Consider the following 22,892-nt stretch of genomic DNA (forward strand, 5'->3'; position numbering starts at 1 on the left):
TCTCCACTAAATAAATTGAAGTGAAATGGGGGAATGACAGCATTCTGACCGAGCATGTCGCGGTTAAAATGCGCAATGCTCACGCAATACAGTTAAGGGAGTTAAGTAAATGTTGCGAACCGGTTTTAATAATGCGCGGGTCAGGCAGACCAACAAGCAGGTCTTTCTTGGTCATCTGTGGCGCGAAAAGCAGCTCAGTAAGTCCCGATTGGCGCAGATAACCGGGCTGTCGATCCCGGCGGTCAGCAATATTCTGCAGGAGCTGCTGGATGAAGGCCGTATTACCCATTCGCGAGAAAACCTCAGCCAGCGCGGGCTCAACAGCGGCAGCTTCCAGATCCCCACCGACGGGGCCTGGCTGCTGTGTATGAACGTGTCACCCACCCATATCAGCAGCCAACTCGCCGATAGCCGCCTGTTACCCATCGGCGACGTACAGCACGAAACCATTAGCGCCCCGCAACCCACCGCGCTGATTAGCGCGATTGCGACCCACTGGCGGCGGTACAGAAAGCAGCATCCGCAGGCCACCATCAACCTGGCGCTTGGCGTCCACGGGCAGGTCGACCCGGTGACCGGGGTATCGCAAACCATGCCGCAGGCACCGTGGAAAGCGCCGCTGGAGATCCGTTATCTACTCGAAGAACAGCTGGGCATCCAGGTGCACCTGGATAATGACTGTGTGATGCTGGCGCTGGCGGAGAAATGGCAAAACCCGGCGGCGCTGGAGGATTTCTGCGTGATTAACGTCGACTACGGCATTGGTTCATCGTTCGTGATTAACGACAGGATTTGGCGCGGTAGCCTGTATGGTTCGGGGCAAATTGGTCACACGATAATCAACCCCGACGGCATGGCCTGCGACTGCGGCCGCTACGGTTGCCTTGAGACGGTGGCATCGCTGAGCGCACTGAAAAAGCAGGCCCGTATCTGGCTAAAATCCCGCCCCGGCAACCAGAGCCTCGACCCCGATAATCTGACCACCGCTCAGTTGATCGACGCCTGGCGGCGTGGAGAAGGCCCGGTACGGGCGTGGGTGGAAAACGCGGCCAGCGCCATTGGGCTGAGTCTTTATAACTTTCTGAACATTCTCAATATTAACCAGATCTGGCTGTATGGTCGAAGCTGCGCCTTTGGCGAACCCTGGCTAAACACCATTATCCGTCAGACCGGGTTTAACCCTTTCGATCACGGCGATACGCCGAAAATTAAGGCCACGCAGATTGGATTCGGTCAATTGACCCCGGGGCAGCAGTTACTGGGCAGCGGCTATCTCTACGTCGAGGCGTTGCTGAGTGAAGTTTAACCGACACAATGCAGCCCGGCCAAGCGTAGCGCCGCCGGAATGGCTGCAATAAAAAAGCGGAGCCTGAGCTCCGCTTTTTATCGGCATAACCAAACCATCAAAGTTCTTTCAGCAGCTTCGCCACAAACGCTGGCACCACTTCGCTCGCCAGACCATAGTGCTTCTCTTCAAACTCACTACCGACCTGACTTGGCTCAAGATTCAGCTCGACGGTGTGCGCGCCGTGCAGCTTCGCTTCGTGAACAAAACCCGCCGCCGGATAAACATGCCCTGACGTGCCGATGGCGATAAAGATATCCGCCCTCGCCAGCGCCATATAAATATGGTCCATCTCAAACGGCATTTCGCCAAACCAGACGATATGCGGGCGCAGCGGCGCCGGGAACTGGCAGCAGTGGCAGCGATCGTCTACTGTCAGGTCACCCGGCCAGTCAAAGACCTGGCCGCTTTGGGTGCAGCGCACCTTCAGCAGTTCACCGTGCATGTGCAGCACGTTTTTGTTGCCCGCGCGTTCATGCAGATTGTCGATGTTCTGCGTCACCACCAGCACATACTCGCCCAGCGCCTCTTCCAGCCTTGCCAGCGCCAGATGCGCCGGGTTCGGCGCAATCTCCGCCTGCTGGAGCTGACGGCGACGTTCGTTGTAGAAGCGCTGCACCAGCTCAGGATCGCGGTGATAGCCTTCCGGCGTCGCCACATCCTCAACCCGATGCTCTTCCCAAAGCCCGTCCGCCGCGCGGAAGGTCCGAATGCCCGACTCCGCCGAAATGCCTGCGCCCGTCAGTACGACCACTCTTGGTTTATCCATCTCTTCTGGCATCACCCTGTCCGTAAAGAAAATTCGCTGGCGCAGACGCTGGCGCAGCTGACGTTTATTCCGACGAAAACGGCTCAATCGATGTAAGCGGCGCGACTGCATATCTACTCCATGTTAGTTGGTCAGATGAAGGAACGCCGCGCCGCGCATCCCCCCTGCATCACCGTGACGAGCGCACTCAATGCGCGGCGTACGGGCTACAGGCAGTAAATGACGCGGTAAGCGGTGCGCTAGTCCATCGGCGATCGCTGTAAAATTAGATAACCCACCGCCGAGCACCACCAGATCCGGGTCGACGATAGTCAGGATGTTGCCAAGGCACACCGCAAGCAAGTCCAGATAACGTTCAACGTGCTCACGCGCGTTGTGGTCTCCTTGCTGCCAGAGGGCAACAATTTCCGGCGAGGTCAGCGGCTGCTGGTAAAAATGTTCGTACAGCCACGCAAAACCACGACCGGATAAATAGTTTTCAATGCAGCCAGACTGACCGCAGCCGCAGCGGGTAAGTGGAAAATCACGCCCTACTACCTCCAGCGCATCCACCGGCAGGCGAATATGGCCAAACTCGCCGGTGATATAGCTATGACCAGTAATCGATTTACCGTTCAGCACGATACCGCCGCCAACGCCGGTGCCGAGAATCAGCCCCATCACCAGCGGATACTGGGTGAATTCGTCGTCCCAGGCTTCGGAAATCGCGAAGCAGTTAGCGTCGTTGTCCAGACGGACGTCGCGATCGAGCAGACGACTTAAGTCCGCACGCAACGGTTTACCGCTGGCCGCCGGGACGTTAGCCGCGTACAGCAAACCGCCTTCGGTTTCCGGCATGCCGGGAATGCCTATCCCCACCGTACCCCGACAGTCAAAGCGTTCGTCGGCCTCTTTGACCAGCGCGATAACCGCGTCAAGAAAGCTTTCATAGCTCTCTTTCGGTGTGGGAACGCGCGTTTCCCACCGTAGCTGGCGCGATGAATCAAATACGCCAAGTGCAATCTTGCTGCCGCCAATGTCAAATCCGTAATGCATCATTGTTCATTCCTCTAACTGACGCGCGCAGCAGCAAGGCCACACGGTCAGGACGTCAAATTACTGGCCACTCAGCACCCTCGCAGGGTCGATTCGGCTGGCGCGACGGGCGGGATACCAGCTCGCCAGCAGACTCAGCAACAGTGCCGTGACCAGCACATAAACGACATCCAGCCAGTGCAATTCAGACGGCAGGAAGTCGATAAAATAGATGTCGCCAGATAAGAACTGGTGACCAATAAGTTTTTCAATCACGTTGATAATGTTGGTCAGGTACAGGGAACAAAGCACCCCAATCACCACGCCACACACGCTGCCCAACAGGCCAGCCAATAAACCATACCACACGAAAATGGCGCGAATCAGCCCGTCTTTGGCGCCCAGTGTGCGCAGCACCGCAATATCGCTGCTTTTATCTTTCACCGCCATCACCAGCGTGGAGACGATGTTAAAGCAGGCCACGCCAATCACCAGCACCATCGCCAGATACATGATGGCGCGGATCATCTGGATGTCGCGGTACATGTAGCCGTAGGTGCCGATCCAGCTTTTGATGTAGACATAATTGTTGGTCACTTCGCCTGCGTCGCGCACCAGCTTGTTGGCGTTAAAGACGTCGTTCACCTTGATGGCGATACCGGAGATGCTCTCGCCCATGTCGAGATACTGCTGGGCATCCTGCATCGGGATCATCGCAAAACTGTGGTCGAGCTGGCCGCTCAGCTGCAGAATCCCCGTCACGTGCAGGCGCACGCGTTTTGGCTGCAGCAGCTTATGTTCCGGATTCGAGTTCGGGATCATGATAGAAACCCAATCTCCCGCCTTCACCTTCAGCGCATCGGCCACGCCTTTGCCGAGAATAATCTGCTGCTCACCGGCTTTAAAATTAGCCCATGCTTCCGCCTGGATAAAACGCGGCAGCGCGCTGAGCTTGCTCTCCTGCACCGGATCAACGCCTTTCACCTGGATGGCGCGCAGGTTGCTGCCGCTCTCGACCAGGCCGGTAAAGTTGATGTACGGCGCCGCGGCTTCAATACCCTTCACCGCTTCCACTTTTGGCAGCACGTTCTGCCAGTGATTCCACGGCTGGTTCACCGCTTCAATTTCACCGTGCGGCACCACCGCCAGAATGCGGTTATTCAGCTCACGCTCAAAACCGTTCATGGCGCTGAGGCCAACGATCAGCACCGCTACGCCCAGCGCGATACCGACCGTAGAGATAACGGAAATCAGCGACACCATGCCGCCGCGCCGACGGCCGCGACTAAAGCGCAGGCCGATCAGTAACGAGAGGGACGGAGCCATTAATGCGCTCCCATCAGGGTCAACTGGTCGCTCAGGTGGCCATCGCGCATTTCGAGCTGGCGGCCCATCCGTTTCGCCAATTGAAGGTCGTGCGTCACCACCAGGAAGGCGGTGCCCTGCGACTGATTCAGTTCGCCCAGCAGTTTGAAGATGCTGTCGGCGTTTTTCGCATCAAGGTTACCGGTTGGTTCATCGGCCAGTACCAGACGCGGGTTATTCACCAGCGCACGGGCAATCGCCACGCGCTGACGTTCGCCGCCGGAAAGCTCCGACGGACGGTGATGAGCACGATGCTCAAGCCCAACCGCCTTCAGCATTTCCAGCGCGCGCGTGTTGATTTCGGCGGTTTTCTTTTTGCCAATCAGCAGCGGCATCGCCACGTTTTCCAGCGCGGTAAAGTCCGGCAGCAGATGGTGGAACTGGTAGATAAAACCGAGTTTCTGGTTACGCAGCTCCGCTTTCGCCGCCGCAGAGAGCTTGCTCATCGGCTGGCCGCTGAAAATCACGTCGCCGGTGGTTGGCGTATCCAGCCCGCCGAGCAGGTGCAGCAGCGTACTTTTGCCGGAACCGGAGGTGCCGACAATCGCCATCATTTCGCCTTCGCCAATGCTGAAGCTGACATTGTGCAGAACGTCGGTTTGCACATTGCCTTCCTGATAGCGTTTGCACAGGTTGTCGCATTGCAACAGGATCTTATTCATAACGTAAAGCCTCAGCGGGTTGAGTGGCGGCAGCGCGCCAGGAAGGGTAAAGCGTCGACAGCAGCGCCAGGGCCATCGCCACCAGCGCAATCACGATAACCTGCAACGGTTCGATGGCAACTGGCAGCGCCGCGCCGTCGAGGAACGCGCCGATAATCGGCATTAAATTGTTGAGCTGGCTGGCCAGAAGTACGCCAAGCACCGCGCCTAACAGTGCGCCGATAATGCCCGCGCTGGCGCCCTGCACCATAAAGACGGTGAGGATTTGGCGCGGCGTTAGCCCCTGGGTTTGCAGAATGGCGACTTCGCCCTGCTTCTCCATGACCATCAGCCCCAGCGAGGTGATGATGTTAAACGCGGCAACGGCGATGATCAGGCTCAGCAGCAGCCCCATCATGTTTTTTTCCATGCGCACGGCCTGGAACAGCTCGCCTTTACGTTCGCGCCAGTCCTGCCATTTGGTGCCCTGCGGCAGCGTTTGCTGGCTCAGGGTATCTACCTGCAGCGGTTTATCCAGCCACAGACGCCAGCCGGTGATATTCCCCAGCGGGTAGAGCATCAGGCGGGAGGCATCCTGAATATTGACCAGCATCTGGTAACCGTCGACCTCGCTGTTAGCAGCAAAGGTACCAATCACCGTGAACAGGCGCTGGCTCGGCAGACGGCCCATCGGCGTAAACTGGCTGGCAGAAGGCACCATCACGCGAATTTGATCGCCACGGTTAACCCCGAGCTGCCCGGCGAGCTGCTCGCCAAGAATGACGTTATATTTTCCGGCGGTAAGATCGGTCTGTTTGACGTTGACCAGATACGGCGTGAGCGGATCTTTTTGCGCCGGGTCAATCCCCAGCATCACCCCGACCGACACGCTACGCGCACTTTGCAGCACCACATCACCGGTGGTGAGCGGCGCAACGCGCGTTACGCCCTGTAGCTTCGCGCTCGATTCCGGGTGCTGTTGCGGGTTGAGGGAACCCTGATCCGCCGTCAGAATGGCCTGCGGCATCAGCCCCAGGATGTTGTTTTGCAGCTCGCGTTCAAAGCCGTTCATCACCGAAAGTACGGTCACCAGCGCCATCACGCCAAGCGTGATGCCGATAGTCGACAGCCAGGAAACAAAGCGACCGAAGCGGTCCGCTGCTCGCCCACGCATGTAGCGCAGGCCGATAAATAGTGCGACAGGTTGGTACATGTAATCCGTCTGGTTGCTGAAAGCAGATGCACGAGTATATAAGCGAAAGCAGGATGGGTAAATGACTGAACCGTAAGCGCAAGGCTGACAATCGCTGACGAAAGGATGCAAACATTGAAATTTTGGCCGTCACGGACAATAGTGTTGTTTTCCCTTTATTTGCGAATTCATGATGATCCGCACCGTTAATCCTCTGCTGTTATCCGCAGGCGCGGCGCTTCTGGCGCTGTTCCTGATTTATACCGGCGTGAGCGCCGATGAAAAAGTGACCTGGCTAATGGAAGTCACCCCGGTGATTATCGTTGTGCCGCTGCTGCTATTCACGGCGAAACGCTATCCCCTCACCCCACTGCTTTACACGCTGATTTTCTTTCACGCCATTATTCTGATGGTCGGCGGTCAGTACACCTACGCGAAGGTGCCGATTGGCTTTGACGTGCAGGCCTGGTTTGACCTCAGCCGTAACCCGTACGACAAACTGGGGCATTTCTTCCAGGGGCTGGTACCGGCGCTGGCGACGCGCGAAATCCTGCTGCGCGGGCACATTGTACGCGGGCGTAAAATGCTGGCGTTTCTGGTCTGCTGCGTAGCGCTCGCCATTAGCGCAACCTACGAGCTGATTGAGTGGTGGGCGGCGTTGGCAATGGGGCAAGGTGCGGATGATTTTCTCGGCACCCAGGGTGACCCGTGGGATACCCAGTCGGATATGTTCTGCGCGCTGCTGGGTGCACTCACCACGGTGATTGTGCTGGCGGGCTGGCACTGCCGACAGTTAAAAGCTGCCGGATGGCGCTAACGCTTATCCGGCCTACAGTGAACATCCCGTAGGCCGGATAAGGCACTTGCGCCGCTATTCGGCAATCCTCGCAATATTCCCTAGCCGCGACGGAACTTGATAATCAAAATCGGCATGGCGAACAGCAGCGTCATCAAATTCGCCATGCTGACCGCCGTATCCTCAATCATCACGCCGTAAATCAGCCACATCACCAGCCCGCATACGAACATGATGTACATCAGGCCGGAGATCCCCTGGGTGTTGCGGGTGACGATAACCTTGATGGCCTGCGGTAAGAACGATAGCGTCGTCAGGCAGGCGGCCAGATAGCCAATCACAGAAGCCCATTCCATGATTACGCCTGCGCATCGCGAGTAACAGCAAGCGGGCTTACCGGCACCTCTTGCGGTGCGGCGGGCGTCTGCACTTTGCGGTATTTATCCAACAGGTGAATCTGAATTTTACGCAACCGATCGCCGTTCAGACGGTAGAAGCGGAAATAGAGCACCAGAGTCACGATAAAGAACAGCGCAGGCAGTACGATCATAATGAACTGCATGCCCATAATGGTTTGGGCAGACTGCGCCACGTTAGGGGTATAGCCAATCACCCCCAGCACGACGGCGATAAAGAATGCGGCAAAGGCCGAGCCCCCTTTCACCACCATGGTTTGCACCGAGTAGGCGATGCTCTCACAACGAACATGGAGCTTAAATTCGCCGTAATCCACGGTATCCGCCACCATAATCACCTGCAGCACCCAGAACAGCGCGGTGCCAACGTTGAGGAAGATACCGGCTATCACAATCAGCGGGGCGTTATGGTAGCCCGCCCATGCCATCGCAAAGAGTCCTGCACAGCTGATGACCGGCAGTATTGATGCGCCAGCCCACAAAATCCGTCGAGAGAGTGCGTTAACCAGCCGAGGGAAGAAGATAAGCGTCAGCAGGTTTGCGCCACCCGCGTAGGAAAGATAGTACGGGAACAGATCCGCGTCGCCGATCACATAGGTGAAGTAGTAGATAGCAAAGCCGTTGATGATATTCGAGGCGATGTTATAGGCCAGCGCCATTCCTAACAGGCAGGAGAGCTGATCGTTTTTGTAGATGAGCCCGACAATTGATTTTAAGGTGATGCGCGAGCTGTCCGCTGACGCCTGGCTATCCGAAGAGAACACCTCATGGACGTTACGCAGCGTGACAATCGTCGAGACGATAAAGAACGCGATCAGCACCAGCGTGAACATCTGAAAACCGAAGCCCCTGTCCGCCCCGCCAACATAGTTCACAAACGGCAGCGTTATCCCGGCGGTGACAAACCCCGCCAGACTGGCGAAGAAGCGCGGATAAGGTACTAACTGTTCGCGTTCGCGTTTATCCAGCGTTATCGTCGGTACCAGCGACCAGAATGGAATATCCATAATGGTATAGGTCATGCCCCACAATATGTAGGTCACGCAGACAAACACCACCTGAGCGGTGCCTTCAAACAGATGCGCGCTGAACAGCAGGAACAGCACCAGCGAATTCGCCAGGGTACCCACCAGGATCCACGGTTTAAACTTGCCCCACCGTGAGCGGGTCGCGTTAACAATCCAGCCCATAATGGGATCGTTAATCGCATCCCATATGCGCGCCACCAGAAACAGCGTGCCCACCAGGCCTACCGATAATCCCACCACGTCGGTGTAGTAATACATCAGGTACATGTAGACGATACCGATGGCGAAATCCTTACCAAACGCACCGAATCCGTAACTAAGTTTTGTTGTCAGAGAGATGCTCATAGGGTACCGGGTCGCTGTTACCAGCGCCCGCCTTCTGTTATTAGAGAGGTAAGCGCCGGGTCTTACGCCCGGCGCGGTTGAACTTAACGGTGCAGCCAGGCCGGGAGCCAATCGCCGTGTGAGGCAATCAGGTCATCCACCAGCGCGTAAATCTCTTCAATGCCCAGCACCGCGGCAGTATGCGGGTCCATCAGCGCCGCGTGGTAAACGCGGTCGCGGTTTTCGGTCAGAATCGCTTCGGTCAGCAGCGTCTGCACGTTGATATTGGTTTGCATCATAGCCGCCAGATGCGACGGAATCGCCCCCACTTTGGTTGGCTGAATACCGTTGGCATCCACCAGACACGCCACCTCAACGCAGCTTCCCTGCGGCAGGTTATCAATCAGGCCGTCGTTACGGACGTTGCCGTAAATCACGCTCGGCTCACCGGTCCAGATAGCGTTCATAATGGTGCTGGCATATTCGCGCGACGGCTTAATATCGATGCGGTCGGCGGTTTTGTACTCTTCCAGCTCTTTATGCCAGTTCGCCAACTGCTCGACGCAGCGTTTCGGGTACTCATCCAGCGGCACTTTATAGCGTTCAATCAGATCCTCGCGCCCTGGTTTGATAAACCATGGGGTGTATTCCGCAAAGTGCTCTGACGACTCGGTGACGAAATAGCCCAGCTTTTTAAACATCTCATAGCGCACAATATTCTGGCAGCGCTCATTGCCGTGAATATTCGGTTTCGGCGCCTGCCCGGCTTCATAGGCGGCCAGCAGTTCCGGATAGAGGTTGACGTAGTGACCCTCGGCGGTCTTACGCTCCAGCTCCAGGTAGAACGCCATATGGTTAATCCCGGCGCTGCGATAGCGCAGCGTGGCAGGGTCGATATTCAAATCACGTGCCAGCTCTTCCGCCGTGCCCTGCACCGAGTGGCACAGCCCCACCTGTTTGATGTGCGGATAGCGAGCGTACATAGCCCAGGTATTCATCGCCATCGGGTTAACGTAGTTAAGCATGGTGGCGTCAGGGCAGACTTCGGTCATGTCGTCGCAAATTTGCCACAGATGTGGGATGGTGCGCAGCGCACGCATAATGCCGCCCGGGCCGAGGGTATCGGCAATGGTCTGCTCCAGCCCGTGGCGTTTGCAGACTTCAAAATCGGTCACGGTGCAAGGCTCGTAGCCGCCAATCTGGAAGGCGACCACCACGAAGTCGGCTCCCTGCAGCGCCGCTTTGCGGTCGGTATGGCAGGTGATATGGCCGGACGCGCCGGCGGAATCCATCAGTTTACGCACCACAATGTGCGACTCTTCAAGACGCGTCTCGTCGATATCCATCAGAGCGATATGCGCCGATTTAAGCGCCTCTCGATGAAAGACATCGCCCAGAATATTTTTAACGAAAATGGTTGAACCCGCGCCGATAAAGGTAATTTTTGGTGCCGTCATCATGACTCTCCAGAAACAGTAGTGAACGCCTTTATCGTGGCATGCGCTTAGGGCGAAAACCTCCGGCTTCCCCAACGAGCATTCCCGGAAACTCAGATCTGCTGGTGGTCATGACAAGATCTGAGCTTTTGGGAGTAAATAGACTAAAAAGCAGAGTATCCGGCCTGCTAATCAGGCTAGTATCTGTTGTAGCACCCGCGTTTGAATCTGCCCTGCCGGCATGATTCTGATATTTCAGGAAACGGAGTTACCATGAGCGACGAGCCAATCACCTTTCTGCCCCGCGATCCGCATATGTGCAACGGCGATGAAAAGCAGACCCGTAGCCCACTGTCGCTCTATTCCGAATATCAGCGCATGGACATTGAACTGCGTCGGCCGCACGCCATGCCTGCCAGCCACTGGCACGGTCAGGTGGAGGTCAACGTGCCGTTTGACGGTGATGTGGAGTATCTGATTAACAACGAAGTGGTACAGATCAAACAGGGGCACATCACGCTGTTCTGGGCCTGCACTCCGCATCAGCTGACACGGCCGGGCGACTGTCGGCAGATGGCGATTTTCAGCCTGCCGATGCACCAGTTTCTCTCCTGGCCGCTGGACCGGGAGCTGATTAACCACGTCACTCACGGTATGGTGGTGCAATCGCTGGCGACCCAGCAGCTCAGTACCTTTGAAGTGCTACGCTGGCAGCAGGAGGCCTACAGCCCGAATGAACAGATTCGCCAACTGGCGATCGATGAGATCGGCCTGATGCTCAAACGCTTTAGCCTCTCTGGCTGGCAACCCATCCTGCTTAACAAAACGTCGCGTACCCACAAGAACAGCGTCTCACGTCACGCCCAGTTTTACGTCAGCCAGATGCTGGGTTTTATTGCCGATAATTACGATCAGGTGCTGACCATCAACGACGTGGCGGATCACGTTAAGCTCAACGCCAACTATGCGATGGGCATTTTTCAGCGCGTGATGCAGCTCACCTTGAAGCAGTACATCACAGCGATGCGCATTAACCATGTGCGCGCGCTGTTAAGCGATACCGATAAAACCATCCTTGATGTGGCGATGACCGCTGGCTTTCGTTCCAGCAGCCGCTTCTACAGCACCTTCAGTCGCTACGTCGGCATGTCACCGCAGCAGTACCGCAAGCTAAGCCAGCAGAAGCGACAAACTCTCTGATCCGCCGGATTCATCATTTTATGCGGTTGCACTCCCGCCGCCATCACGGATAATAAGTACAGCAAATTTATATTATTACCGTGATAACACGGCTTTCTGGAGAACGTGCGCCGACTATGCCTGAACATGCCCGTTACGACTTACCGAGTAAACCTGGCGACCAGCGCCAGCTTGGCGAACTGACCGGTGCCGCCTGCGCGACGCTGGTGGCAGAGATTGCTGAACGTCACGCAGGCCCGGTGATCCTTATTGCCCCGGATATGCAAAATGCGCTGCGTTTGCACGACGAAATCGGCCAGTTCACCGACAATCTGGTGATGAACCTGGCCGACTGGGAAACGCTGCCTTACGACAGTTTCTCCCCGCATCAGGACATTATCTCCTCGCGCCTGTCGACGCTGTACCAGCTGCCAACGATGCAACGCGGCGTACTGATTGTTCCGGTGAGCACGCTGATGCAGCGCGTCTGCCCGCACAGCTTCCTGCACGGCCACGCGCTGGTGATGAAAAAAGGCCAGCGCCTGTCACGTGATGCGCTGCGTAACCAGCTCGAAAGCGCAGGCTATCGCCACGTGGATCAAGTGATGGAGCACGGGGAGTACGCCACCCGCGGCGCGCTGCTTGACCTCTATCCCATGGGCAGCGAGCAGCCTTACCGCCTCGACTTCTTCGACGATGAAATCGACAGCCTGCGCGTCTTCGACGTCGACAGTCAGCGCACGCTCGAAGAAGTGGACGCCATTAACCTGCTGCCGGCACACGAATTCCCGACCGACAAAACCGCCATCGAACTGTTCCGCAGCCAATGGCGCGATAAGTTCGACGTGAAGCGCGATGCCGAGCATATCTATCAGCAGGTCAGCAAAGGCACGCTGCCGGCGGGTATTGAATACTGGCAGCCGCTGTTCTTTAGCGAGCCGCTGCCGCCGCTGTTCAGCTACTTCCCGGCCAACACGCTGCTGGTCAATACCGGCGACATCGACGCCAGCGCGAACCGTTTCCAGGCCGACACCCAGGCGCGATTTGAAAACCGCGGCGTCGACCCAATGCGCCCGCTGCTGCCACCGGCGCAACTCTGGCTGAAAACGGATGAGCTAAACAGCGAGCTGAAAAAATGGCCCCGCGTGCAGCTTAAAACCGAGAGCCTGCCGAAGAAAGCCGCCAACACCAACCTCGGTTTCCAGCCGCTGCCGGAGCTTGCCGTTCAGGCGCAGAACAAGTCGCCGCTGGAGAGCCTGCGTAAGTTTATTGAGTCCTTTACCGGCCCGGTGATCTTCTCGGTAGAGAGTGAGGGTCGTCGTGAAGCGCTGGGGGAACTGCTGGCGCGCATTAAGCTTGCGCCAAAGCGCATTCAGCGTATGGATGAAGCCACCGGCACTAACCGCTATCTGATGATTGGTGCCGCCGAGCACGGGTTTATCGATACCCAGAATAACCTGGCGTTAATCTGCGAAAGCGACCTCCTCGGCGAACGCGTGGCACGCCGTCGCCAGGATGCGCGTCGTACCATTAACCCGGACACGCTTATCCGCAACCTGGCGGAGCTGCATATTGGCCAGCCAGTGGTTCACCTGGAGCACGGTGTCGGCCGCTATGCCGGGATGACCACACTTGAAGCGGGCGGTATTACCGGCGAGTATCTGATGCTCACCTACGCCAGCGACGCCAAGCTGTATGTGCCGGTCTCCTCATTGCACCTTATCAGCCGCTACGCGGGCGGTGCAGAAGAGAACGCGCCGCTGCATAAGCTGGGCGGCGACGCCTGGACGCGCGCGCGGCAGAAAGCCGCCGAGAAGGTGCGCGACGTGGCGGCCGAGCTGCTGGATATCTACGCCCAGCGCGCCGCCAAAGAGGGCTTTGCCTTCAAACACGACCGCGAACAGTATCAGCTGTTCTGCGATAGCTTCCCGTTTGAGACTACGCCAGATCAGGCGCAGGCCATTAACGCCGTGCTGAGCGACATGTGCCAGCCGCTGGCGATGGACCGTCTGGTGTGCGGCGACGTCGGCTTTGGGAAAACCGAAGTCGCTATGCGCGCCGCCTTCCTCGCGGTTGAAAACCACAAGCAGGTTGCGGTGCTGGTGCCAACCACCCTGCTCGCCCAGCAGCACTATGACAACTTCCGCGACCGTTTCGCCAACTGGCCGGTGCGCATCGAGATGCTGTCGCGCTTCCGTAGCGCCAAAGAGCAGACGCAAATTCTGGCCGAAGCCGCCGAGGGTAAAATCGATATTCTGATCGGTACCCACAAGCTGCTGCAAAGCGACGTCAAGCTGCGCGACCTGGGGCTGTTGATTGTCGATGAAGAGCACCGCTTTGGCGTGCGCCATAAAGAGCGCATTAAGGCGATGCGCGCCGACGTCGATATTCTGACCCTGACCGCCACGCCGATTCCGCGTACGCTAAACATGGCAATGAGCGGCATGCGCGACCTGTCAATTATTGCTACCCCTCCGGCCCGCCGTCTGGCGGTGAAAACCTTCGTGCGCGAGTACGACAGCCTGGTCGTGCGCGAAGCGATTCTGCGTGAAACGCTGCGCGGTGGTCAGGTTTACTACCTGTTCAACGACGTTGAAAACATTCAGAAAGCCGCCGATAAGCTGGCGGAACTGGTGCCGGAAGCGCGTATCGCCATCGGCCACGGCCAGATGCGTGAGCGCGAGCTGGAACGGGTAATGAACGATTTCCACCACCAGCGTTTCAACGTGCTGGTGTGTACCACCATCATTGAAACCGGTATCGACATTCCAACTGCCAATACCATCATCATCGAGCGGGCGGACCACTTCGGTCTGGCCCAGTTGCACCAGCTGCGCGGTCGCGTTGGTCGTTCGCACCACCAGGCCTACGCCTGGCTGCTGACGCCGCATCCGAAAGCGATGACCACCGACGCGCAAAAGCGTCTGGAAGCCATTGCGTCGCTGGAAGACCTGGGCGCGGGCTTTGCGCTGGCGACCCACGACCTCGAAATTCGCGGTGCGGGCGAACTGCTCGGTGAAGATCAAAGTGGCTCGATGGAGACCATCGGTTTCACGCTGTATATGGAGCTGCTGGAAAACGCCGTCGATGCGCTCAAAGAGGGCCGCGAGCCATCGCTGGAGGATTTGACCAGCCAGCAAACCGAAGTCGAACTACGCATGCCGTCGCTGCTGCCGGATGATTTTATTCCGGACGTCAACACGCGCCTGTCGTTCTACAAACGTATCGCCAGCGCGAAGGGCGAGAACGAGCTGGACGAAATCAAGGTTGAGCTGATTGACCGCTTCGGTCTGCTGCCGGATGCCGCGCGCAACCTGCTGGATATCGCCCGTTTACGCCAGCAGGCGCAGAAGCTCGGGATCCGCAAGCTCGAAGGCAATGAGAAAGGCGGCGTGATTGAGTTCGCTGAGAAGAATCACGTTAACCCGATGTGGCTGATTGGTTTACTGCAAAAGCAACCGCAGCACTATCGTCTCGACGGCCCGACGCGCCTCAAGTTCTTCCAGGACCTGAGCGAGCGTAAAACGCGCATGGAGTGGGTGCGCCAGTTTATGCACCAGCTTGAAGAGAACGCGGTCGCCTGAGTGTCATCGTTACAGGCCCGGTAAGCGTAGCGCCACCGGGCTATTTTCCCCGCCTCTCCTTCCCCCCAATCACACTCAACTGAAAAAGCGTTTCACTTCTAACCATTATCCGGCTTACTTTTGTTTACATATGAATAAAAATGCGTATATTTCTCATTTGCATTTGTTTTCAAGTGCGCATTGGCATTCTTTATCAATCGTGGCCATAGAGCTGCGGATCACAACAACACTCGTAAGATTAAGGGTTTACCATGTCTCTTGTTTTTACTACCCGGGATAGACGTACCGCTCCTTCTCTCGTGGCTGTCGGCATTGCGCTGGCGCTTTATCCTCATCTGGGGCACGCCGCCACGGATAACAAAGATGAAACCATCATCGTAGAAGGCAGCGATGAAACCAGCCCGGAGTCGCAGCAGCAGGATTACAGCGTTAAAACCACGACCACCGGCACCAAGCTACTACTGATACCACGCGATATTCCGCAGTCTGTCAGCGTTGTTAGCCAGCAGCGAATGAAAGATCAGAACCTGAATTCAATTGGTGAAGTATTAACCAATACAACCGGCGTGACCGCACAAGTACAGGATAGCGACCGTACCGTGTTCTACTCTCGTGGCTTTTTCGTCAGCAACTATGCCTACGATGACCTGCCGACGTCGATAAGCGAAGTGTGGAACTTCGGTGACACCACCACCGATACCGCGATTTATGACCGTATCGAAGTCGTTCGCGGTGCCACCGGCCTGATGAGCGGCTCCGGTAACCCATCAGCCTATGTCAACATGGTGCGCAAACATGCCGACAGCCGGGAGTTTCAGGGCAACGTTTCGGCCACCTATGGCAGTTGGGATAAGCAGCGCTATGTATTGGATCTACAGGCCCCGCTGGTTGAGTCCGGTAACGTGCGCGGGCGCATGATTGCGGGCTACCAGGACAACGACTCATGGATGGACAACTATCACTATCAGAAAAAATTTCTCTACGGCGTTGTTGATGCCGACCTGACGGATATGACCACGCTGTCGGTAGGCTACGAGTATCAGGAGAGCACTACCGACGACCCGACCTGGGGCGGCCTGCCGACCTGGTATAGCGACGGCAGCAGAACGCACTATAACCGCAGCGACACCGTCGCGCCGAACTGGGCTTATTCCGACAAAGACAGCAAAAAAGTGTTCGCCAACTTTACCCAACGCTTCGACAGCGGCTGGGAAGCCCATATCAATGGCATGCACACCGAAACCAATTTCGATACCAAAATGATGTACATGTACGGGTACCCCGACAAAGATACCGGCAACGGCATGGTCGGCTACGGTGGTTGGAACCGGGGTGAGCGCAAACAGGATGCAGTGGATGCTTTCCTGCGCGGTGGTTACGAGCTGTTTGGTCGCCGTCATGAGCTGATGTTTGGCGGTAGCTTCAGCCGCCAGCGAAACCATTACGATAACTCCGTACCTGCCACTGCAGGTACGATGGTTGACGTGGGCAGCTTCAATAACTGGAACGGCAACATTGCCGACCCTCAGTGGACACCGTGGAAGTTCTACAGCAAAGACGATATACGTCAGTCTTCGGCCTACACCTCTACGCGTATTTCGCTGGCAGACCCACTGAACCTGATCCTTGGCGCACGTTATACCAACTACAACATCAAGTATAACCCTGCTGGTGCTCCCACAACGTTTCTTGATAGCACCAAGAGTGACGTCACACCCTATGCAGGCCTGGTTTATGACATCAATGACACCTGGTCGGCCTACGCCAGCTATACCACAATTTTCCAACCGCAGGATAAACGCGATGCAAGCGGTCGCTACCTTGATCCAACCACCGGGAAGAGCTACGAAGCCGGTGTGAAAGCCGATTGGTTTAATACTCGCCTGACAACCTCACTGGCGGTATTCCGCATTGAACAGGATCATGTGGCAAGCAGCACTTCCGATCAGCTGCCAAGCGGCGAGTCTATCTACGAATCGCTGGACGGCGTGGTCAGCCGAGGGGTCGAATTCGAACTGAACGGCGCGTTGACCGATAACTGGCAGCTGACCTTTGGTGCCACCCGCTATGTCGCAGAAGACAAAGACGGTAAAGCGGTGAGCTCCGATCAGCCGCGCACGACGCTCAAGCTGTTCACCCGCTACCAGTTGCCAATGGTGCCTGAACTGACGGTTGGTGGCGGCGTGAACTGGCAGAATAAGATCTGGAACAACGTCAGTGACGGTCCGAAGGGTGCTGACTATATCGAACAGGGCAGCTACGGGCTGGTGAATCTGTTTAGCCGTTATCAGGTAACCAAGCAGTTTGCCCTGCAGGCCAACATCAATAACCTGTTTGATAAGAAGTACTACGACTACGTGGGTTCGTATCTGGTCTACGGTGCGCCAATGAACGTCTCTATTTCGGCAAGCTACGATTTCTGATGATAACCGGTTCCCCGGGGTCGGCGCATATGCGCCTCGCCCGGGCTACATAGACCTGTAGCCCGGCCAGGCGAAGCGCCGCCGGGATTGACTCCCATCCAACAGACGTAAAAAAGGCAGCCATTCGGCTGCCTTAGTCTCCCCAATTTTACGACCTCGGAATCAATTAGTGATTACGAATATAGTCGTCCATCTCGGTTTTCAGGTTATCGGATTTAGTACCGAAAATCGCCTGAACGCCGGAACCTGCAACCACCACGCCAGCAGCGCCCAGTTTTTTCAGGCCAGCCTGATCAACTTTCGCTACGTCGGCTACGCTCACGCGCAGACGGGTGATACATGCATCAAGGTTCGTGATGTTTTCTTTACCGCCGAAGGCTGCAATCAGCGCCGGAGCCATTTCACTGGTTGCGGTTGCTTTGGTGTCTTCAGTGTTATCTTCACGACCCGGGGTTTTCAGGTCCAGTGCTTTAATCAGCACGCGGAAGACAACGTAGTAGACGATCGCATAGCAGATACCCACGATCGGGAACAGCCACAGTTTACTGCTGTTACCGGACAGTACGATAAAGTCGATCAGGCCGTGAGAGAAGGAAGTACCGTCACGCATACCCAGCAGGATACAGATCGGGAACGCCAGACCAGCCAGAATCGCGTGGATGATGTACAGAATCGGCGCAACGAACATGAAGGAGAACTCGATCGGCTCGGTAATACCGGTCAGGAACGAGGTCAGCGCTGCGGAGATCATGATACCGCCCACTTTTGCACGGTTCTCTGGTTTAGCAGAGTGCCAGATGGCAATCGCTGCAGCCGGCAGGCCGTACATTTTGAACAGGAAGCCGCCGGACAGTTTGCCCGCAGTCGGGTCGCCTGCCATGTAGCGAGGGATATCACCGTGGAATACCTGGCCTGCGGCGTTGGTGTATTCACCAATCTGCATCTGGAATGGAACGTTCCAGATGTGGTGCAGACCGAACGGCACCAGGCAGCGCTCGATGAAGCCGTAGATACCAAACGCCACAACCGGGTTCTGGTAAGCAGCCCACTGAGAGAAGGTCTGGATAGCAGTACCAATTGGTGGCCAGATGAAGGACAGGATCACACCGGTAAAGATAGCGGCCAGACCTGAGATGATCGGTACAAAGCGCTTGCCCGCGAAGAAGCCCAGGTATTCTGGCAGCTTGATGCGGTAGAAGCGGTTGAACATGTACGCAGCAATTGCACCGGAGATAATACCGCCAAGAACACCGGTATCAGCCAGGTGTTTAGCGGTGATTTCTTCAGCCGGTAAATGCAGTACCAGCGGCGCAACCACAGCCATGGTTTTCACCATGATGCCATAAGCGACGACTGAGGCGAGTGCGGATACGCCATCGTTATTAGTGAAGCCTAATGCCACACCGATAGCGAAGATAAGCGGCATGTTAGCAAAAACAGAACCGCCTGCTTCTGCCATAACATGAGAGACGACGGCTGGCAGCCAGCTGAAGTTTGCGGAACCGACGCCCAGCAGGATACCTGCGATAGGCAGCACGGAAACCGGCAGCATCAGCGATTTACCGACCTTCTGCAGGTTAGCAAATGCATTCTTAAACATAATTAGGAGTGCTCCTGAGTATTTGTACTTTTGTTATACACGTTGTGTATATCTACGTTTTCACGCATTGGTGAGAGGGGAGAGACTCACCAGGGACAGGACATCTAAGTGCCCTTTTTATTTATTACACAGAGTAAAATAATTCACTCCGGTTTTGTTTGACGGCTATCACGTTTCAAAGAGCTATAGCGCAAAATCTTAATCTTCTTTACATAAGACGTGTCTGTATGTTTCAAAAATAACATTCACCGCCACTTTTATGGCGGTGAACTGTACTCGCTTTGCCTATTAATTACGAGCAATAAAATAAGCTATGAAATCAGGCAGATTGCAGGCGGGATGGGGCGATGTGGAAAAGGCGGGCAAAGTTATCGGTCGTCTGCAGCGCAAGCTGTTCAAGGCTTACGCCTTTCAGTACTGCCATGTACTCTGCCACGTCTCGTACCATCGCTGGCTGGTTCTCTTTACCACGATGCGGTACCGGTGCCAGGTACGGGGAATCGGTCTCAACCAGCAGCCTGTCCAGCGGTACATAGCGTGCGGCATCGCGAAGCTGCTCCGCATTACGGAAAGTGACAATGCCGGAAAACGAGATATAGAATCCCATATCCAGTAGCTTACCCGCCGTCTCTCTATCTTCAGTGAAACAGTGTAGTACACCGCCGCAATCCGTCACCTTTTCTTCCTGCAGAATGGCCAGGGTATCGGCACGCGCATCGCGGGTATGAACGATGACCGGCTTGTTCAGCTCACGTCCAATCTGAATGTGCTGGCGGAAAGAGAGTTGCTGCTGCGCTTTAGTTTCCGGAGTGTAGAAATAGTCCAGCCCGGTTTCCCCCATCGCAACCACGCCCTCTTCCGCCGCCAGACGACGCAGCTCTTCAACGTCGTACGGCTCATCCTGATTCAGCGCATGAACGCCGCAGGAGAAGACCACTTCCGGGCGGTTGCCCACCAGTTCGCGCATGCTGCGATAGCCAGGTATGGTGGTGGCGACCGCGAGGGCAAAACGAACGTCGCGCGCGGCGGCTTTCGCCATCACATCGTCAACGTCCTTGTGCAGAGATTCATAATTAAGGCCATCAAGATGGCAGTGCGAGTCGACTAAAAACATGGTGTCTCTCTTAGAGGTGGGATACTGGCAGTACCGCACCAGGTTGCAAATACTGTTCCCAGCGCAGCAGGCGCTCGGTGAGGATTAATTCGCGGTTCAGCCCCGTCACGCTCAGCAACTGCTCGCGGCAGGTGCAGGCGTCGGCGGCTATCACCTGCAGACGTGAAGCGGATAGCGTGTTCGCCAGTTGATGCACTAAGCCAAGGCTATCGGCATTGGTCAGCCGCGTAATGCGTTGTTGATGCTTCAGCGCGTCCAGCAGCAGCGACGAGAACCAGTGCAGACGAGCCACGACTGAATCATGGTTCAGCGTCGGCAAAAGTGCCAGCCAGTCACCGCTGGTTAAGGTGGCGCTAAGCGTCTGACAGAGCTTTTCACGCGCGCCCCAACTTTCTGGAGCCAGCAACTCCAGCGCGGCCGCCGGAGCATGGTCGCAAAGGCGCAGTGCGGTTAACAACGTCTCTCGCGGCTGGCTGACTTCACGTTCCAGCCACGCCAGCGCATAGGCTTCGCTCGGCGGTGCCAGATGGAAAGCACGACAGCGGCTACGCAGTGTCGCCAGCAGGCGAGCAGGCTCTTCACAGGCGAGGAAGAACCAGGTGTTTTTCGGCGGCTCTTCCAGCGTTTTTAACAGCGCGTTGGCGGCAGCTTCCGTCAGCAGTGCCGCATCGGCAATCCACACCACTTTCGCTCCGCCAAGGCGTGAATGTTCGTACAGCTTTTCGCTGGTGTCGCGCACCGCGTCGATACCCAACGTGCTTTTGCCTTTTTCCGGCTGCAGCACGTAGTAATCCGGGTGCGTACCCGCCTGCATCAACTGACAGCTATGACACTGGCCGCAGCTTTTATGCCCGTCGGGATTCTGACACATCAGAAAACGGGTGATGGCGTAGGCCAGCGAATCAACCCCCATCCCGCCGCGCGCCTGAATCAGCAGCGCGTGGTGACCCCGTCCGGCCTGGTAGCTTGCGACAAGCTGCTCAAACGGTGGGCGTAACCACGGATACCATTTCATGCCTGCTGCTCCGCAACCCAGGCGGTGACCGCCGCACGGATATCGTTCATCACGTTGTCCAGCGGCTGAGTGGCATCGACGGTAATAATGCTGCTATCTTCCGCCGCCAGCTCCAGATAACGGGCTCGGGTGCGGTTGAAGAAGTTCAGCGACTCCTGCTCAATGCGGTCGAGGTCGCCACGGGCACGGGCACGCTTCAGGCCCACTTCCGGAGTGACGTCGAGATAAATGGTCAGGTTCGGACGAAAATCGCCGAGCACCGTGTTGCGCAGCGTCGCCAGCATCTCTCTATCGATACCGCGACCGCCGCCCTGATAGGCCTGAGTGGAGAGATCGTGGCGATCGCCAATGACCCACTTCCCGCTCGCCAGTGCCGGTTTGATCACTGTTTCAACCAGTTGGACGCGCGCGGCGTAGAACATCAGCACTTCCGCTTTATCGGTAATCACTTCGTCGCCGACTGATTTGATGTCCAGCACCAGGCTGCGCAGTTTTTCTGCCAGCACGGTACCGCCCGGTTCACGGGTGAACAGCAGGTCGTTTACGCCGAGGTCGCGAAGCGTTTCGACAACCACGTCGCGAGCGGTAGTTTTGCCCGCCCCTTCCAGTCCTTCAATGACGATGTAATTACTGCGCATTTTTATCCTTTAGCACTTTCAGGTAATCCTGTACCGAGCGGTTATGGCTCGCAAGATTGGTATTAAACGTATGCCCGCCTTTGCCGTCGGCCACAAAATAGAGGTACGGCGTTTTTGCCGGATGCGCGGCGGCATTCAGCGAGGCTTCGCCAGGGCTGGCAATCGCGCCCGGCGGCAGGCCAGAAATCGTGTAGGTATTATACGCGGTTGGGGTCTCAAGATCCTTACGGGAAAGCTTTCCATCGTAGCGCTCACCCATGCCGTAGATGACGGTCGGATCGGTTTGCAGACGCATGCCGATGCGCAGACGATTGATAAACACCGACGCCACGCGATCGCGCTCTTCTGGTACCGCAGTCTCTTTCTCAATAATAGAGGCCATCGTCACCAGCTGATTTTTGTCGTTATACGGCAGGTTATCCGCCCGCCCTTCCCAGACCTTATCAACCTGTGTGACCATTTTCTGGTGGGCGCGCTTGAGGATAGCCACATCGCTGGTATTGGCGGTATACATCCAGGTGTCAGGCCAGAACCAGCCCTCCACCCATTCCGGGTTCTCGAACTTAAGCGCTTCGGCCACCGTAGCGTATTTATCATCGCTCAGCGTGTGTTTGATGTACGGCGCTTCGCGTAACTGCTTGAGATAGTCGCTGAGGCGCATCCCTTCCACAAAACGCAGTGGGAACTGCGCTTCTTTGCCGCTACCCAACAGTTGCAGCATTTCGCGCACGGTCATCTGCGGCGTGAAACGATAAGTACCTGCCTTAAAGTGGGAAAGCTCTGGTTCAAGACGCAGCAGCCACTGGAACACCCGTGGACGGTTGATCACTTTCTCAGCGTAAAGCTGGTCGCCCAGCGCCAGTCGCCCGGTGCCGGTTTTTAGCGTAAAGACGGTCTCATCTTTAATCAGGAGGGTGCTGTTGGCGAGCTGTCGGACTTTCCACACGCCAATACCGGCGGCAATGCCCAGAATAACCAACAGTAACAAAACTACGCGTAACATTTTCTTCATG

General features: G+C 56.4%; 18 protein-coding genes. 5 read left to right on the forward strand and 13 right to left on the reverse strand.

Features of this window, described 5'->3' with window-relative positions; translation table 11 throughout:
* The first annotated feature begins 109 nt into the window (after positions 1-109).
* A complete protein-coding gene (locus ACLGE8_RS14190) occupies positions 110-1,306 on the forward strand; it encodes an ROK family protein (protein WP_410999367.1) in 1,197 nt (398 codons plus the stop codon).
* Positions 1,307-1,403: 97 nt separating this feature from the next.
* On the opposite strand, the gene cobB is transcribed toward ACLGE8_RS14190, so the two are convergent.
* From cobB to lolC, 5 genes are read right to left on the reverse strand one after another with little or no spacing between them, the layout of a single operon-like run.
* Complete coding sequence (gene cobB, locus ACLGE8_RS14195; RefSeq protein ID WP_410999369.1) at positions 1,404-2,225, reverse strand: Sir2 family NAD+-dependent deacetylase; 822 nt, start codon at positions 2,223-2,225, stop codon at positions 1,404-1,406.
* Between the two features lie 12 nt (positions 2,226-2,237).
* Positions 2,238-3,149, reverse strand: a complete 912-nt coding sequence (gene nagK, locus ACLGE8_RS14200) for an N-acetylglucosamine kinase (protein WP_410999558.1) — start codon at positions 3,147-3,149, stop codon at positions 2,238-2,240.
* Between the two features lie 60 nt (positions 3,150-3,209).
* A complete protein-coding gene (gene lolE, locus ACLGE8_RS14205; RefSeq protein WP_410999371.1) occupies positions 3,210-4,454 on the reverse strand; it encodes a lipoprotein-releasing ABC transporter permease subunit LolE in 1,245 nt (414 codons plus the stop codon).
* Positions 4,454-5,155 (reverse strand): lipoprotein-releasing ABC transporter ATP-binding protein LolD, encoded by a 702-nt coding sequence (gene lolD, locus ACLGE8_RS14210; RefSeq protein ID WP_410999373.1) that lies wholly within the window; start codon positions 5,153-5,155, stop codon positions 4,454-4,456. The genes lolE and lolD overlap by 1 nt, the downstream gene beginning before the upstream one ends.
* Positions 5,148-6,347, reverse strand: a complete 1,200-nt coding sequence (lolC, locus tag ACLGE8_RS14215; protein ID WP_410999375.1) for a lipoprotein-releasing ABC transporter permease subunit LolC — start codon at positions 6,345-6,347, stop codon at positions 5,148-5,150. Before lolC ends, lolD begins: the two co-directional genes overlap by 8 nt.
* Positions 6,348-6,519: 172 nt before the next feature.
* Between lolC and ACLGE8_RS14220 the strand changes: the two genes are divergently transcribed.
* On the forward strand, positions 6,520-7,143 hold the full coding sequence (locus ACLGE8_RS14220; RefSeq protein ID WP_410999560.1) for a DUF2238 domain-containing protein: 624 nt from the start codon (positions 6,520-6,522) through the stop codon (positions 7,141-7,143).
* An 80-nt stretch (positions 7,144-7,223) separates the two neighbouring features.
* Here the strand turns inward: ACLGE8_RS14220 and ACLGE8_RS14225 are convergent, their stop codons facing one another.
* The 3 genes from ACLGE8_RS14225 to melA form a co-directional block, all read right to left on the reverse strand.
* Positions 7,224-7,478, reverse strand: a complete 255-nt coding sequence (locus ACLGE8_RS14225) for a SemiSWEET transporter (protein WP_410999377.1) — start codon at positions 7,476-7,478, stop codon at positions 7,224-7,226.
* Between the two features lie 2 nt (positions 7,479-7,480).
* Positions 7,481-8,911, reverse strand: coding sequence for a melibiose:sodium transporter MelB (gene melB, locus ACLGE8_RS14230; protein WP_410999379.1), 1,431 nt, complete (start codon positions 8,909-8,911; stop codon positions 7,481-7,483).
* Between the two features lie 83 nt (positions 8,912-8,994).
* The gene (gene melA, locus ACLGE8_RS14235; RefSeq protein WP_410999381.1) at positions 8,995-10,350 is read right to left on the reverse strand and encodes an alpha-galactosidase; all 1,356 of its coding nucleotides are present in this window, start codon (positions 10,348-10,350) and stop codon (positions 8,995-8,997) included.
* A gap of 249 nt (positions 10,351-10,599) precedes the next feature.
* Between melA and melR the strand changes: the two genes are divergently transcribed.
* From melR to fhuE, 3 genes are all read left to right on the forward strand, one after another.
* Positions 10,600-11,526, forward strand: a complete 927-nt coding sequence (gene melR / locus ACLGE8_RS14240) for a transcriptional regulator MelR (protein WP_410999383.1) — start codon at positions 10,600-10,602, stop codon at positions 11,524-11,526.
* 116 nt (positions 11,527-11,642) lie between these two features.
* On the forward strand, positions 11,643-15,089 hold the full coding sequence (gene mfd, locus ACLGE8_RS14245) for a transcription-repair coupling factor (protein WP_410999385.1): 3,447 nt from the start codon (positions 11,643-11,645) through the stop codon (positions 15,087-15,089).
* Positions 15,090-15,340: 251 nt separating this feature from the next.
* A complete protein-coding gene (gene fhuE / locus ACLGE8_RS14250) occupies positions 15,341-17,512 on the forward strand; it encodes a ferric-rhodotorulic acid/ferric-coprogen receptor FhuE (RefSeq protein WP_410999387.1) in 2,172 nt (723 codons plus the stop codon).
* A gap of 166 nt (positions 17,513-17,678) precedes the next feature.
* On the opposite strand, the gene ptsG is transcribed toward fhuE, so the two are convergent.
* From ptsG to yceG, 5 genes are all read right to left on the reverse strand, one after another.
* Positions 17,679-19,112: a PTS glucose transporter subunit IIBC gene (ptsG, locus tag ACLGE8_RS14255; protein ID WP_220440298.1), complete on the reverse strand. Its 1,434-nt coding sequence runs from the start codon at positions 19,110-19,112 to the stop codon at positions 17,679-17,681.
* A 319-nt stretch (positions 19,113-19,431) separates the two neighbouring features.
* The gene (locus ACLGE8_RS14260; protein WP_410999389.1) at positions 19,432-20,226 is read right to left on the reverse strand and encodes a metal-dependent hydrolase; all 795 of its coding nucleotides are present in this window, start codon (positions 20,224-20,226) and stop codon (positions 19,432-19,434) included.
* A 10-nt stretch (positions 20,227-20,236) separates the two neighbouring features.
* On the reverse strand, positions 20,237-21,241 hold the full coding sequence (holB, locus tag ACLGE8_RS14265; RefSeq protein ID WP_410999391.1) for a DNA polymerase III subunit delta': 1,005 nt from the start codon (positions 21,239-21,241) through the stop codon (positions 20,237-20,239).
* Positions 21,238-21,879, reverse strand: a complete 642-nt coding sequence (tmk, locus tag ACLGE8_RS14270) for a dTMP kinase (protein ID WP_333498567.1) — start codon at positions 21,877-21,879, stop codon at positions 21,238-21,240. The genes holB and tmk overlap by 4 nt, the downstream gene beginning before the upstream one ends.
* Complete coding sequence (gene yceG, locus ACLGE8_RS14275) at positions 21,869-22,891, reverse strand: cell division protein YceG (protein WP_410999393.1); 1,023 nt, start codon at positions 22,889-22,891, stop codon at positions 21,869-21,871. The genes tmk and yceG overlap by 11 nt, the downstream gene beginning before the upstream one ends.
* Between the last annotated feature and the right edge of the window lies 1 nt (position 22,892).

It is taken from the genome of Kluyvera sp. 142486 (assembly GCF_046569695.1).
GTDB lineage: Bacteria > Pseudomonadota > Gammaproteobacteria > Enterobacterales > Enterobacteriaceae > Kluyvera.

Coding starts and splice junctions, on each gene's coding strand:
- lolC (WP_410999375.1), bottom strand. CDS start 6,347: ATGTACCAACCTGTCGCACTATTTATCGGCCTGCGCTACATGCGTGGG.
- melR (WP_410999383.1), top strand. CDS start 10,600: ATGAGCGACGAGCCAATCACCTTTCTGCCCCGCGATCCGCATATGTGC.
- ptsG (WP_220440298.1), bottom strand. CDS start 19,112: ATGTTTAAGAATGCATTTGCTAACCTGCAGAAGGTCGGTAAATCGCTG.
- ACLGE8_RS14190 (WP_410999367.1), top strand. CDS start 110: ATGTTGCGAACCGGTTTTAATAATGCGCGGGTCAGGCAGACCAACAAG.
- ACLGE8_RS14225 (WP_410999377.1), bottom strand. CDS start 7,478: ATGGAATGGGCTTCTGTGATTGGCTATCTGGCCGCCTGCCTGACGACG.
- holB (WP_410999391.1), bottom strand. CDS start 21,241: ATGAAATGGTATCCGTGGTTACGCCCACCGTTTGAGCAGCTTGTCGCA.
- mfd (WP_410999385.1), top strand. CDS start 11,643: ATGCCTGAACATGCCCGTTACGACTTACCGAGTAAACCTGGCGACCAG.
- melA (WP_410999381.1), bottom strand. CDS start 10,350: ATGATGACGGCACCAAAAATTACCTTTATCGGCGCGGGTTCAACCATT.
- lolD (WP_410999373.1), bottom strand. CDS start 5,155: ATGAATAAGATCCTGTTGCAATGCGACAACCTGTGCAAACGCTATCAG.
- cobB (WP_410999369.1), bottom strand. CDS start 2,225: ATGCAGTCGCGCCGCTTACATCGATTGAGCCGTTTTCGTCGGAATAAA.
- ACLGE8_RS14220 (WP_410999560.1), top strand. CDS start 6,520: ATGATCCGCACCGTTAATCCTCTGCTGTTATCCGCAGGCGCGGCGCTT.
- nagK (WP_410999558.1), bottom strand. CDS start 3,149: ATGCATTACGGATTTGACATTGGCGGCAGCAAGATTGCACTTGGCGTA.
- melB (WP_410999379.1), bottom strand. CDS start 8,911: ATGAGCATCTCTCTGACAACAAAACTTAGTTACGGATTCGGTGCGTTT.
- yceG (WP_410999393.1), bottom strand. CDS start 22,891: ATGAAGAAAATGTTACGCGTAGTTTTGTTACTGTTGGTTATTCTGGGC.
- fhuE (WP_410999387.1), top strand. CDS start 15,341: ATGTCTCTTGTTTTTACTACCCGGGATAGACGTACCGCTCCTTCTCTC.
- tmk (WP_333498567.1), bottom strand. CDS start 21,879: ATGCGCAGTAATTACATCGTCATTGAAGGACTGGAAGGGGCGGGCAAA.
- lolE (WP_410999371.1), bottom strand. CDS start 4,454: ATGGCTCCGTCCCTCTCGTTACTGATCGGCCTGCGCTTTAGTCGCGGC.
- ACLGE8_RS14260 (WP_410999389.1), bottom strand. CDS start 20,226: ATGTTTTTAGTCGACTCGCACTGCCATCTTGATGGCCTTAATTATGAA.